This is a genomic window from Xanthomonas campestris pv. asclepiadis, assembly GCF_020784175.1.
Classification (GTDB): Bacteria; Pseudomonadota; Gammaproteobacteria; order Xanthomonadales; family Xanthomonadaceae; genus Xanthomonas; species Xanthomonas campestris_D.
On the sequence record NZ_JAJGQM010000015.1, the window covers coordinates 61,856 to 75,447 of the forward strand.

Here is a 13,592-nt window from a genome sequence, read left to right on the forward strand (position 1 = left end):
GCCTGGAGCGTGAAACGCTCCAGGGCGCAACCGATCAGCGGCCGGCCTGCTCCGCGCAGGCCGAGCAGATCCGCTCCACGTGGTAACCACGCGCCCGCAGGCGCTCCACCACGCCCTCGCTTCCCAGCAGATGCAGCGCACCGACCACCACCAGCGTGGTCCCGCTCCCTTTGCCGAGCCGCTGCTCCAGCCGCGGCACCCAGCGCGCATTGCGCTCGACATTGATGTCCTGGTACAGCGCCGGGTAGTGCTGCCGCATCTGCTCGGCCATCTGCGTGGACAGGGTGCGCACATCGCCATTGCGCCAGGCTGCATGCAACTGGCGCAGCTGATCGGTGGTGCCGGCGTCGTCCAGCGACTCTTCCAGCAGCTGATGCTGCTCGGTCGGCGACATGCCGTCGAGCAAGGCGATCTGCTCTTCTGCACGCTCCAGGCCATCGGCCGGTTTGCCGCTCGCCTGCGCCTGTGCCATCAGGTAATGGTCCAGACCGGCATTCGGGTCCATCCCCTGCCGGCTCATCTCCGCCAGGCTGATCGTCAGCGCCACGAACCAGGGTTCGAGCGTCTGCAAACTGTCTACTGGCATCCCGTGCTTGCGAGCGTAGCTGGTCAGCACCTTCCAGGTCTTCGGATCCAGCACGTCCTGCAAGCGACGGCCGTCGCTGCGCCGCGCCGCCTGCAGCATGCGGCCGGCCAGCTCGGGCGACTGCGCATCGGCCGGCGGCAGTTCGAACACCAGGCGGTCGGCCTTGGCGAAGGCCTGCATCACATCCGGCGACAAGGGGTAATCGCTGGGCTTGAGCACATGGAACGAACCCAGCAGATACAGCGTGCCGCCCTTGCCATCGACCTTCCACAACAACGGCACCGGCGGACCGGCCGGCGCGTCGTTGCCGGCGCGTGCCCACGCCGGCGCGACTGCCCCGCTCCATAGCGCCAGAGCGATCAGCGCACCGCCGCACCAGGCTGCCAGCCGTGTACGCATGCTTGCCTCTACCATGTCGCTGTCTCCACGTCAGTGCGGCACCTTGTAGGTTTTCTCGCCCGCCGACACCGCCAGGTCGATGCGGTTTTCCGGCGGCGGCAGCGGACAGGTCGCAAACGGAGTGAACGCGCACGGCGGGTTGTAGGCACGATTGAAATCGACGACCACATGCCCGGAGGCGTCGGGCACGTCCAGGTCGAGAAAGCGCCCGGCCGGATAGCTGCCGTGCCCACTGGTGCGATCGGCGAACACCACGAACATCGGCCGCCCGGGTTCGCCGATGGTCTCCAGCCGATACGCCTTGCCATCGCGCTCGAAGGTGATTGCCCCGGCGTTGGGCTGCTCGCTGCTGATGCCGACGATGTCCACGATCGGAATGGTCTTGCCGACATCGTTGGGCACATAGCGCGCGCTGATGCGCCAGGACGGATCGGCCGGCCAGTACTCCAGCCCGGCGAAGTGGCTGCGCGACGGCGCGTCGGCATGCTTGACCCGCAGCGCGTTGCGGTCGCCGCGATGGATCAGGCTCAACACGCCCTTGCCATCATCGAAATGGATGAAAGTCGGCTGCGGGTCGCGATCGGACTGGAAGCGGATCCTGCCGCCCAGCGGCTTGCCGTCGACGGTCAATGCTGCGCCGCGCTCGGGCACGAACCAGACCGTGTCGGCCTCGGTCGCGACCATGCCCATCTTGGGTGGCCCGACCGCCAGCCTGATGCCGCTGTCGGCGCTGCTGCCGATGTAATGCGCCTTCAGCGACAGCCAGTGCAGGCCGACCAGGCTGGTCCAGCCATCGGGCGCGCGCAACTCGGTCAAGCGCGCTTCGCGCCATGCGGCGTTGTCGGCCAGAAAGGCCTTGTCGAGTGCGGCCGGTGCTGCCGGTGGCGGTGCATCCTTGCCGCAGCCGGCCAGCGCTGCACACACCAGCATGCCGAGCAGCCAGTGGTTCCCCGTATGCAATGCAGCCATCAGCGCCCCCTCAGGAACCAACGATCGATTTCGCCCAGCGTAAACCGTGCCCAGGTCGGCCGGCCATGGTTGCATTGGCCCGAGCGCTCGGTGATTTCCATATCGCGCAGCAGTGCGTTCATTTCCGGCACGGTCAGGCGCCGGTTCGCGCGCACCGCGCCGTGGCACGCCATGGTGGAGAGCAGTTCGTCGCGCGCACTGGCAATGCGCCGGCTCTGGCCATGCTCGCGCAGATCGCCGAGCACATCGCGCAACAGCGCCTCGGGGTCGGCGTTGGCAAGCAATGCGGGAATGCTGCGCACATGCAGCGATTGCGGGCCGGCGCGGGTGATCTCGAAGCCCAGGCTGGCCAGCGTATCGGCTTCGCGCTCGGCGGTGTCGGCCTCGCGCTCGCCCACCGCCAGCGTCATCGGCACCAGCAGCGGTTGTGCGTGCAGGCCGATGCTATCGTGCGCGTTCTTGAGCCGCTCGTAGCCGATACGTTCGTGCGCGGCGTGCATGTCCACCACGATCAGGCCTTCGGCGTTCTCGGCCAGGATGTAGATGCCGTGCAACTGCGCGACGGCATATCCCAGCGGCGGCACGCCACTGTCTGCGGCAGTCGCCGGCAAGCCCATCCCGGCGCCCTCCGGCAAGGCGGCAGACTGCTGCTGCGCGCCACTGGACGGCGGCGCATACAGCGCGCTGTAGGCCGCACGCGCCTCGTCCACGCGCAGGCCCAGCGGAGTCTGCGATGGGGTCCACTGACCGTAGCCGGCACCGCCGCCACTGCTGCTTCCGCCACCGTAGTTTGGTCGGTCGAGCATGCCGCCCGGCGCCGCAACCGTGTCGCTGGCGCCATCCGTGCCGATGCTGTTGGGCATCGCGCCGGCGCGCGTATGCGCCAGCGCGTCCTGCAAGGTGCGGTAGACGAAGTCGTGGATCAGCCGCGCCTCACGGAAACGCACCTCGTGCTTGGCCGGATGCACGTTGACGTCCACGCGCGCCGGATCCAGTTCCAGGAACAGCACGTAGGCCGGCTGACGGCCATGGAACAGCACATCGCCATAGGCCATCTTGACCGCGTGCGCGACGCTGCGATCGCGCACCGAGCGGCCATTGACGTAGAGATACTGCTGGTCGGTACTGGCGCGCGAGTAATGCGGTTGGGCGACCCAGCCGTGCAGACGCAGACCTGCGCCACTGTGATCGACGCGCAAGGCCTGTCGCGCGAAATCCTCGCCCAGGGTCTCGCCCAGACGCGCATCCGAATACAGATCGCCAGGCTTGTAGCGACGCGAGGGTTTGCCGTTGTGCGAAACCCGCAATTCCACATCCGGGCGCGCCAACGCCAGCGAGCGCAGCCATTCTTCGATATGCCCCAGCTCGGTGCGCTCGGCACGCAGGAACTTGCGCCGCGCCGGCACGTTGAAGAACAGCTCGCGCACTTCGACCGTGGTGCCCGGCGCGTGTGCACGTGGCACCACCTCGCTCAGGCGCCCGCCATCGATCTCCAGTGCGGAGCCGTGTTCGGCATCGTGGCGGCGCGAGATCAGCGTGAAACGGCTGACCGAGGCGATCGACGGCAGGGCTTCGCCGCGGAATCCGAGCGTGGCCACGGTCTCCAGGTCGTCCAGCGATGCGATCTTGCTGGTGGCATGCCGCGACACCGCCAGCGGCAGTTCGTCGGGGGCGATGCCGCCACCGTTGTCGCGGATACGGATCAGCCGCACGCCGCCCTCTTCCAGTTCGATATCCACGCGGGTGGCGCCGGCATCGAGTGCGTTTTCGACCAGTTCCTTGACCACGGACGCAGGCCGCTCGACGACTTCGCCGGCGGCAATCTGGTTGATCAGAATCTCGGGGAGCTGACGGATCGCCATCAGCGCAGGCGCTCGCGCTGGACGCAGATGTCCAAGCGCATCGAGGGTGTAACAGGCAAGGCAGACGTCGACACGGCAATCCGGCGGCGCGCAGGCGCCGTCATCCAAAGGAATCAGTGCGGAATGATAGCCGAGCGGCTCAGCGGCTGCCGCCGGCCACGGTGCCGACACCGGCATCGGCTTCGGCCTGCGCCCGCGCTGCGAACAGGGTGCCCGGTGGCGGCTGGCGGGTGAAGAAGGTATCGATGCCATCCAGCACGGCCGAGGCGATCTTTCGCTGGTAGGCGGGGTCGATCAGCCGGCGCTCTTCGTCCGGATTGGAAATGAAGGCGGTCTCCACCAGCATTGCCGGCATGTCGGAGGTGCGCAGCACCGCGAAGTTGGCGCGTTCCAGCTGCGGCTTGTGGTTGTTGCCGATCCGCTTGAGGCCGCCGAGCACGTGCCCTGCCGCATCCTCGGAGGCCTTCATGTGGCCGCTCTGCGCCAGATCCAGCAGCACATTGGCCAGCGTACTTTCGGTCTGCTGCAGACGCACGCCGCCGACCAGGTCGGCGGCATTTTCCTTATCGGCCAGCCAGCGCGCGCGCTGCGAGGAAGCCCCCTTGGTCGACAGCACGTAGACGGACGAGCCGGTGGCGCTGCGATTCTCGGCAGCGTCGGCGTGGATGGAGATGAAGATGTCGGCCTTGGCGGCGCGTGCCTTCTGCGCGCGCATCGGCAGCGGAATGAACACGTCGGTATCGCGCGTCAGGTACGCCTTCATGCCGGGAGTGGCATTGATCTGGCGCGCCAGTTCACGACCAACTGCCAGGGTGACGTCCTTTTCGCGCTTGCCGGTGGGGCCCATGGCGCCGGGATCCTGGCCGCCGTGTCCGGGATCGATCGCGACGATCAGCGGCCGCATGCCTGGTGCCATCTTGATCCGCGAAGCCTCGCTGGGCAGCACCGGACGCGGCGGCAGGTCGTCGCTATCCGCCGTGGCGACGCTGCCGGTTGTCGCATTCGGTGTGGCGGTCATGGCATTGCCGGAGGCGGCGCCCATCGGCGCATTGCCGCCATTCAAGATGGCGGCCGGCGATGCGGCGTTGCCTGTCATCGCCGGTGCTGGCGACGTACCGGCGGTGGCGACGGTGCGATTGGAGGAGTTGCCGGCAGTGCCGGCTGGCGCGGACGTGCTGGCGGTTACCGCGGCCGCGGCCGTGCCTGGACGCGGTGTCGGCACGCCAGTGGCCACCGTCGTCGGTACCGGCGCCGGGGTCACGCTGGGCATGGCCGAGGCAGGGACATACGGTGCGGGCGCCGGAGCAGGCGGCACCACCGACGCACGCTGCGCAGAAGCCGCCAACGCAGCGGTTGCGCGGGCCGCTTCGGACTGTGCATTGGCCGGGCGCGGCGGAGGCATCGCCGCAGGTGTTGTCGCGTTGGCGGCCACCGTGGCGGCGGAGACCGGCGAATCGCCCGGCCACTCGATCACCAACGTCGATGCACTACCCAGCGTCTGCATCTGCGGCTTCAACGGCGTGACCGGCGTCGCCAGCTCGAAGACCACCCGGAAGGTGCCCGGCACCGGTTGACCGGTCCGCACCGAGGTCACCAGACCGGTGGCAGGCGGCAACTTGAGGCCACGCACGCCGGAGGAATCGGGAAAATCCACCACCAGGCGATTGGGGTTGGCCAGCGACAGCGTCTTGAATCCGCCGCTACCGGCCAGCTGGATCTCGGCACGCGTGCCGGTGGCACCAATGCTGACGCCGACCCCTTTGATCTCGCCGGCCCACGCAGCAAAAACCGCCAGGCTGAGGCTGGCGGTCAGGGCGGAAACACAGAACTGGCGGAACCCCGGTGTCATGGCGCTGGATTCAATCACCCAAGCGTGTGAATTGCAAGGTGATTTCCCTTAATAATCCACAACCTGGCGTTCATTCTTCCTGTGAGCTGACAAAAGAGGACTGCAACTGAGGCAGGTCTGACAGTCGCGCCAGCCAGTGGCGCCCGGTTTCGCTGCGGCCCAGCAGCGTGACGCTGCGACCCTCGCCATCGACCGCCAGTTCCACGTCCAGATCCACCGGCGGCAGCGCGCCCGCGCCGCGCTCGGGCCATTCGACCAGCCACAGGCTCGCGCTGCCCTCGTCGAGCCCGAGAAAATCCAGTTCCCCGGCCTGCCCGATGCGGTACAGGTCCAGGTGCCAGGCCTCGTCGCCGGTGCTGAGCGGATAACGCTCGACCAGGGTGTAGGTGGGGCTGCGAATCGGGCCGGTGACGCCAAGTGCGCGCAGCAGCGCACGCGCCAGTGTGGACTTGCCTGCGCCGAGATCGCCGTGCAGTTGCACCATCGCGCGGGTGGGCCGTACCGCGGCCAGGGCCTGCCCCAGGGTTTCGGTGGCCTGCGCATCGACCAGCTGTGCGCTGAGCTGGCTCATGCATTGGCTCCAGCATTGGCGAGGCGGCGCAGTTCGGGCAGCAGATCGGTCGGCAGCAGGCCGCGCTCGCCCGCCTGCGCAGCCGCATCGCCGGCGCAGGCATGCAGCAAGGCGCCCAGGCTGGCGGCATCGAACGGCGACCAGCCCTGGGCCAGCAAGGCTGCGATCACGCCCGTCAACAGATCGCCCATGCCGCCGACCGCCATGCCCGGATTGCCGGCGTCGATGATGCGCGGCACTGCGTGCGGCGCGGCAATCACGCTGCCAGCGCCCTTGAGCACCACCACTGCATCGAAACGTTTGGCCAACGCATCTGCGGCAGCCAGCCGATCTTGCTGAATCTGCCTGGTCGACATCCCCAGCAGACGGCCGGCCTCGCCCGGATGCGGGGTCAACACGCGCGGGCCGCGTGTCGGCACCTGGTTGGCGGCCAGCAGGTTCAGGCCATCGGCATCAATGACGACGGCGCTGTCCGACGCCAACACGCCATGCCACAACGGCTGCGCCCAGGCGTCCTGCCCCAGGCCCGGACCCAACGCGACCACGTCGGCGGCGTCAGCCAACGCGGCGATGTCCTCGTCAGCCTGCACCGCACGCACCATCGCTTCCGGGCAGCGCGCCAGCAACGGCGCGACATGCTCAACGCGGGTGGCGACCTGCACCAGCCCTGCCCCGCTGCGCAGAGCCGCTTCGGTGGTGAGCATGATCGCGCCGCCGCTACCGAGGTTGCCGCCGACACACAGCACGCGCCCGGACTCGCCCTTGTGCGTATTGCGTCGCCGCGGGCGCAACTGCGCGGCCAGGGCGTCGATGTCCCAGCTGTGCGCGGCCGGCGTCAGCCCGTCGAATGCCGCATCCGGCACGTCCAGCGACGCGACTGCGCGCGTGCCGGCATGCTCCAGCGCATCGCCGGTGTAGAGCCCCACGTGCGGCACGATGAACTGCAAGGTGGCGTCCGCGCGCACCGCGGCAGCGAAGGCCACGCCGTGATCGGCATCGATGCCGCTGGGCACATCCAGCGCAAACACCGGCACGCCGGCGGCGTTGATGGCGTCGATCAACGCGCCGGTCTCGCTGTCGGGCGCGCGGTTGAGGCCGATGCCGAACAGCGCATCGACGATCACATCGGCCTGCGCCAGCGGCGAGGGAAACAGCTCGATCGCACCGCCCACGCCCAGATACTCGGTGCAGGCGCGCTGCGCCAGCGGCGCGGCCGGGCCGTGCCCGGGAAGATGCACCACCTGCACCTGGCGCCCGGCCCGCTGCGCCAGGCGTGCCAGCACATAGCCATCGCCCCCGTTGTTGCCGGTGCCGCAGACCACCACGATGCGGCGCGCCTGCGGCCAGCGTTCCAGCAGATGCTGCCAGGCGGCCTGCCCGGCGCGCTGCATCAAGATGTAGCCGTCGCCGCCGAGCAGCGTGGTGGCCTGCGTGTCGAGCCTGCGCGCGGCGGCGGTGTCGTAAAGATCGAGCGGTGCGTACATGCCGGGAATTCTATACTTGTCGCCATGTCTGCCGTCCTTGCCCGCCCCGACCCCACCGACGCTGCCGCGCGCATCCGTGCGCTCGCGCGCGAGGCGGGCTTCCAACGCTGCGGCATCACCGGCATCGAGCTGGGCGAAGACGAGGCGCATCTGCGCAGCTGGCTGGAAGAAGGCCTGTACGGGACCATGCACTGGATGGCCCAGCACGGCGACAAGCGTTCGCGCCCGCAGGAGCTGGTGCCGGGCACCTTGCGCGTGCTGTCGGTCGGCATGGACTACGGCCGCAAGGACGACACTGAGGCTTGGAACACCTTGCACGACGGCCGCCGCGCCTACGTGGCGCGCTACGCGCTGGGGCGCGACTATCACAAGCTGATGCGCAACCGGCTGCAGAAACTGGCCGGGCGCATTCAGGGCGAAGTGGGCGCGTTCGGCTATCGGGTCTTCGTCGATTCAGCGCCGGTGCTGGAGCGCGCATTGGCGCGCAACGCGGGCCTGGGCTGGATCGGCAAACACACCTGCCTGATCGATCGCAATGGCGGGTCGTGGTTCTTCCTGGGCGAGATCTACCTCGACCTGCCCTTGCCCATCGACACCCCGGCCACCGCGCATTGCGGCACCTGCACGCGTTGCATCGACATCTGCCCGACCCAGGCCATCATCGCCCCGTACCGGCTGGATGCGCGCCGCTGCATCGCCTATCTCACGATCGAACACGAGGGCGCGATTCCCGAGCAGATGCGCAAGCCGATCGGCAACCGCATCTTCGGTTGCGACGACTGCCAGCTGGTCTGCCCCTGGAACAAGTTCGCCCAGCGCACCGACGAAACCGATTTCCGTGCCCGCAACGAGCTGGATGTGGCAACGCTGCCGCAGCTGTTCGCCTGGGACCAAGACGAGTTCCTGCGCCGCACCGAAGGCAGCCCGATCCGTCGCAGCGGCCATCAGCGGTGGTTGCGCAACATCGCCGTCGGCCTGGGCAATGCGCCCGGCACGCCGGAGGTGCTGGCGGCGCTGGAGGCGCGCCGCCACGACGACTCGGAACTGGTACGCGAACACGTGGGTTGGGCGATGGCGCAACACGGTGTGTGAGTTTCCGCCCGATGCGCTCACGCATGCGCATCGCCGCTGCGGGATAATGCGGCGATGGCCGACCGCAACGAACAGATCCTCACCCCCAGCCAGCTCAACACGCTCGCGCGCGACCTGCTGGAAGGCAGCTTCCCTCTGGTGTGGGTGGAAGCAGAGCTGAGCAGCGTCACGCGCCCGTCCTCGGGCCATCTGTACTTCACGCTCAAGGACGCACGCGCGCAGATCCGTTGCGCGATGTTCAAGCCCAAGAGCACCTGGCTGAAGTTCCAGCCGCGAGAAGGCTTGCGCGTGCTAGCACGTGGACGGCTCACCCTGTACGAGGCGCGCGGCGACTACCAGCTGGTGCTCGATCACATGGAAGAGGCCGGCGAAGGCGCCTTGCGTCGCGCCTTCGACAAACTGCGTGCGCGCCTGGCCGCCGAAGGCCTGTTCGATGCCGAGCGCAAGCAGCCGTTGCCGGCGCATGTGCGGCGGCTGGCGGTGATCACCTCACCCAGCGGTGCGGCGGTACGCGACGTGCTCAGCGTCCTGGCGCGCCGCTTTCCGTTGCTGGAAGTGGACCTGCTGCCCTCGCTGGTGCAAGGCGACAGTGCCGCTGCGCAGATCACCTCGTTGCTGCAGCGCGCCGATGCGTCCGGGCGCTACGACGTCATTCTGATCACCCGTGGTGGCGGCTCGCTGGAAGACCTGTGGGCCTTCAACGAGGAACGCCTGGCCCGCGCGATCGCCACCGCGCGCACGCCGGTGGTGTCGGCGGTCGGGCACGAGACCGACTTCAGCCTCAGCGATTTCGTGGCCGACGTGCGTGCACCCACGCCGTCGGTGGCGGCCGAACTGCTGGTGCCCGATCAGCGCGAGCTGGTTGCGCGCGTGCGTCGCGCGCATGCGCGCATGGCCCAGCTGCAGCAGCATGCGCTGGCCACCGCGATGCAGCGCGCCGACCGGCTCGCCTTGCGCCTGCGTGCCCACAGTCCGCAGGCGCGGCTGCAGCTGCTGCAACGCCGCCAGCAGGATGCCGGACGCCAGCTGCGCGCGCGCCTGACCCAGGCGCTGGAGCGCCTGCAGGCGCGTGTGCAACGGTCGCAGGCGCGCCTGCAGGCGCACAACCCGCAACGCGACCTGGCCACGCTGCAGCAACGGCTGCGTGCACTGCATCCGCAGGCAGCGATGCAGCGGCGCCTGCAGCACGACCAGCTGCGGCTACGCAGCCTGGCACGCTCGCTGGAAGCGGTCAGCCCGCTCGCCACCGTCGCGCGTGGCTACGCCATCGTGACCCGCCCCGCCGATGGCAGCGTGGTGCGCAGCGCCGCCGAGGTCAGCGCCGGCGAGCGCCTGCGTGCGCAGCTGGCCGATGGCAGCATCGCGGTGCGGGTCGAGCCGGGCGACGCCTGACATCAGGCAAGACATCACGCGCGCGCTAACCGTGACCGGGCGTCTGCGCCGCCTGCTGCCAGCCCTGCATCAGCAGCCCGGCCAGCACCACCGGATCATGGTCGAAGTGATGCCCGCCCGGACGCGCCAGCACCTGCACGCCACGCGCGCGCAACTCCGGGCACAGCGTGTCCTTTTCCTGATCGCCGTAGATGCATTGCAGGCGATGCGCATCCAGCGACTGGATCGCCGGTTCCACATCCCGCTCGGCATCGTTGTGCCAGCCCAGCCAGCCACCGACACGCACCTTGAAATCGGCTTGATGGGCAAGGCCGAGCAGGCTGACAAACTGCACCGATGCGCGCTGCTGCGGCGACAGCTCGGGATAGGCAAACGGCAGCACATCGGCGCCGAACGAGTAGCCCACCAGCGCGACGTGGTGGATATGCCAACGCTGCTGATAGGTCGCAATCACCCGATCCAGGTCCGCCCCGACCTGCTGCGGCGTGCGGCTGGCCCAGAAGTAGCGCAGGCTGTTCCAGCCCACCACCGACACGCCCTGCTGCAATTGCGCGGCAATGCCCTTATCCAGTTCGCGCCAGCCGCCGTCGCCGGACAGCATCACCACCATGCGGTCGCTGCCGGGCGCATGCAGTTCGACCAGCGGCAGATCGCCCACACCGTGCGCCTGGGCCGTGAGGAAATGGCCGCGGGTGGCGGCAGCGATCTGCGTGGGGCTGGCAGCATCGACCAGATCGTCGAGGAAGCCCTGGTTGGCATCGGGCATGTCGCGTGCGCAGGCCAGGCCGCCATCGGCGACAACCGCGCCACCCAGCACGTCGGGCGCGGCCGAGGCCAGCGCCTGCCGTGCCAGCACCGCGCCATCACCCTGCCCCACCAGTACCGGCGGCAGGAACGCGTCCACATGCTCGGCGCGCAGCAACTTCTTGCCCAATCGTTCGGCATCGTCGGCCAGGGAGCTGCAGGCCGCATGATGCGCGCGCACGCGTTCGCGATAGCTGGCGGTGTCGACCACCGCGACCAGCGCACCATCGTTGCTCAACATCTCGGCAAGCCGCTGGCCGTCTTGCACATCGCCGCTGTCGGGCAACAGCACCACCATGGCTTTCGGCGTGCCTTCCGGACGCAGGACCTCCACCGAGCGGTAATGCCCGGCGGTGTTTCCGTCCTGCAGATGACGCGCCACGGCGTAGCCGCTGCCACCGATCAGCAGTAGTGCGACGACCCAACGAAACAGTTTGATTCCCCAGCCCATCACCGCAATCCTCGCAAGCGCTGGCGCTTGGACCGCGACCAGGGCGACCGGTTCCGCCACGATCGCGGGCAGTGTTCGCTGCGGTTAAGCCTGCGCGCTCGCGTCTTGTGGCCGCATCAACGTGGAACATCGGTCAAGTCATCGTCAATGACGCGCCACCAAGAAGCGGGCATGACCCACGGACAGCCTGGCGATCAGCGATCGATATCAATGCGGCAGTGAATCGCGCATGCGCGCCGACTTTTCCCTGCGTTCTAGATGCCGCGCGCCAGGCGGAAGCCGATCCGTGCGCTGGTGCTGTCCGAGTCCTGCGACTGCCGCCAGGCCGCACGCGTCTGCTGCGGTGAATTGGCCCAGCTGCCGCCGCGGATCATGCGCTGCCGGCAGCCGGGGTTGAACCACGCGGCACCGTCGGCCGGCGCGCGGCGGTAGCTGGCATGCCAGCAGTCGGCCACCCACTCGCTCAGGTTACCGCCCATGTCGTGCAGCCCCCAGGCGTTGGCGCGGAAGCTACCGACCGGTGCCGGGCCCCAGAATCCATCGCCGTAGCCAACGAAGCCATTGTTCCAGTGCCGGCCGCTGCGCGAGACATCGTTGCCGCCGGTGAAGTTGCCCGCATCCAGCGGCGGCGAGCCGGCATTGCCCCAGGGATAGCGCCCGGTGGTGCCGGCGCGTACCGCGTATTCGAACTCGGCCTCGCTGGGCACGTGGTAGTGGCGGCCGGTCTGTTCCGACAGCCAGCTCGCATAGGCTTCGGCATCGCGGATGCTGACGTGCATCACCGGGCTGTTGGGCGCGGCCTGCGCACCGTTGTAGTCGGACTGCCAATCCACCCCGCTGCGGCGGATGAAGTTGCCGCTGCGCTCGTCGTACACCACCGAATGCCCACGCCGGGTGGCGCGCGGGCGGGCGCCGGTCGCCTCGACGAACTGGCGGAACTCGGCGACCGTCACTTCGGTGATCGACAACGCAAAGCCGCGCGAGAAGCGCACGTAATGCGACGGCCGCTCGTTGTCGGAGGCGCCGGGCTCGGCATCGCCTGCGCCCATCTGGAACGCGCCATGCGGCACCACGATCATCTGCGGACCGCGCCCGCCGACCTTGAGCCCATCGGTGAACACCTGCCCGGGGCGGAAGCTGCCGTAATGGGTGGCCAATTCCAGCCGACGGCGCAGATCGCCGGCCACCGCATCGCCAGGATCGGCGATGCGCAGCACCTCGGCCAGTGTTTCGCCGGCCGCCTTGAGGCCGCGCGGCGAGGTCAGATCGTGCAGGCCGGCGTCGTGCAAGGCGGCGATCTGGGCACGGCGCATGCGCTCGATGCGTGCGCGTGCGTCGGCAATGGTCGGTGCGCGCTCGCGCACCTGCCCGGCCATCTGCAACCAGTAGCGTGCGCCGATGAAGTCGCTCGCCTCGGCGGCCTGTTCGGCGCGCGCCAGCAGGCCGCTTTCCACCGCAGCCAACCCCTGGCGCGTGCGCGGGTTGTCCGGATCCAACTGTGCCGCATCGCGAAAGTTCACCAGCGCACCGTTGCCGTCCTCGCCCAGGCGGCCGCCGCGCAGATCCTCCTCGCCGGCACGGTTGAAGCTCAGCACCCGCTGCGCGGTTTCCACCTCGCGTTGCAGCGTACGCACCTTAGGATCCTGCGGAGCGAGCGCCAGCGCCACGATGGCCAGCTCACGCGCCTGTTCCAGTGCACTGTCCTGGCGGTCGGTCTGCTCGATCAGCGCTTCGCCCCGTTCGATCAGTCGACGCCGCGCCTGTTCCAGCCCGCGACGGCTGGCCGCGTCCTTGCCGCCGGCGCGCTGCTGGATCGCCAGGTACAGCGGAATCGCGTCGTCCGCATTGCGATACAGCCGGTCGTCCTGCAATGCCTGGTCGGCGCGCTTGCGCGCCTGCGCCAGCGTCTCGTCACCCAGGTCCACCGGCGGTGGCTGCCATTGCGCCACGGTCTCGGCGGATTCTTCGCCACCGATGGACACATTCGGCTGGCTCGACGGCGCGGCGGCGGCAGGTTGCGGCGCAGCGGCAGGCGCTGGCGTCGGTGTCCGCGAACAGGCGCACACGCCTAGCGCGAGCAATGCCCATGCTGCGATCCGGTTACCGCACTCACCCACCACCTGCTCCTTCCAG

The 13,592-nt window shown here is 68.9% G+C and carries 10 protein-coding genes; 2 read left to right on the forward strand and 8 right to left on the reverse strand.

Annotated features, from left to right (window positions below):
- Positions 1-34: 34 nt before the first annotated feature.
- From LL972_RS09395 to LL972_RS09420, 6 genes are all read right to left on the reverse strand, one after another.
- Positions 35-1,000 (reverse strand): TraB/GumN family protein, encoded by a 966-nt coding sequence (locus LL972_RS09395; RefSeq protein ID WP_228327362.1) that lies wholly within the window; start codon positions 998-1,000, stop codon positions 35-37.
- A 15-nt stretch (positions 1,001-1,015) separates the two neighbouring features.
- Entirely contained in the window at positions 1,016-1,954 is a 939-nt protein-coding gene (locus tag LL972_RS09400) for a DUF1684 domain-containing protein (protein ID WP_228327363.1), read from the reverse strand.
- Complete coding sequence (gene mutL, locus LL972_RS09405) at positions 1,954-3,816, reverse strand: DNA mismatch repair endonuclease MutL (RefSeq protein WP_228327364.1); 1,863 nt, start codon at positions 3,814-3,816, stop codon at positions 1,954-1,956. The genes LL972_RS09400 and mutL overlap by 1 nt, the downstream gene beginning before the upstream one ends.
- Before the next feature lie 139 nt (positions 3,817-3,955).
- Complete coding sequence (locus LL972_RS09410; RefSeq protein ID WP_228327365.1) at positions 3,956-5,665, reverse strand: N-acetylmuramoyl-L-alanine amidase; 1,710 nt, start codon at positions 5,663-5,665, stop codon at positions 3,956-3,958.
- Between the two features lie 70 nt (positions 5,666-5,735).
- The gene (gene tsaE / locus LL972_RS09415; protein ID WP_228327366.1) at positions 5,736-6,236 is read right to left on the reverse strand and encodes a tRNA (adenosine(37)-N6)-threonylcarbamoyltransferase complex ATPase subunit type 1 TsaE; all 501 of its coding nucleotides are present in this window, start codon (positions 6,234-6,236) and stop codon (positions 5,736-5,738) included.
- Complete coding sequence (locus LL972_RS09420; RefSeq protein ID WP_228327367.1) at positions 6,233-7,720, reverse strand: NAD(P)H-hydrate dehydratase; 1,488 nt, start codon at positions 7,718-7,720, stop codon at positions 6,233-6,235. The genes tsaE and LL972_RS09420 overlap by 4 nt, the downstream gene beginning before the upstream one ends.
- 24 nt (positions 7,721-7,744) lie before the next feature.
- Between LL972_RS09420 and queG the strand changes: the two genes are divergently transcribed.
- Positions 7,745-8,812 (forward strand): tRNA epoxyqueuosine(34) reductase QueG, encoded by a 1,068-nt coding sequence (gene queG / locus LL972_RS09425; protein ID WP_228327368.1) that lies wholly within the window; start codon positions 7,745-7,747, stop codon positions 8,810-8,812.
- 54 nt (positions 8,813-8,866) lie between these two features.
- Positions 8,867-10,204 carry an exodeoxyribonuclease VII large subunit gene (gene xseA, locus LL972_RS09430; protein WP_228327369.1) on the forward strand — a complete coding sequence of 446 codons (1,338 nt, stop codon included), beginning with the start codon at positions 8,867-8,869 and terminating at the stop codon, positions 10,202-10,204.
- A gap of 25 nt (positions 10,205-10,229) precedes the next feature.
- On the opposite strand, the gene LL972_RS09435 is transcribed toward xseA, so the two are convergent.
- Positions 10,230-11,459 carry a virulence factor gene (locus LL972_RS09435; protein WP_228327370.1) on the reverse strand — a complete coding sequence of 410 codons (1,230 nt, stop codon included), beginning with the start codon at positions 11,457-11,459 and terminating at the stop codon, positions 10,230-10,232.
- Between the two features lie 254 nt (positions 11,460-11,713).
- Positions 11,714-13,576: a formylglycine-generating enzyme family protein gene (locus LL972_RS09440; RefSeq protein WP_228327371.1), complete on the reverse strand. Its 1,863-nt coding sequence runs from the start codon at positions 13,574-13,576 to the stop codon at positions 11,714-11,716.
- Between the last annotated feature and the right edge of the window lie 16 nt (positions 13,577-13,592).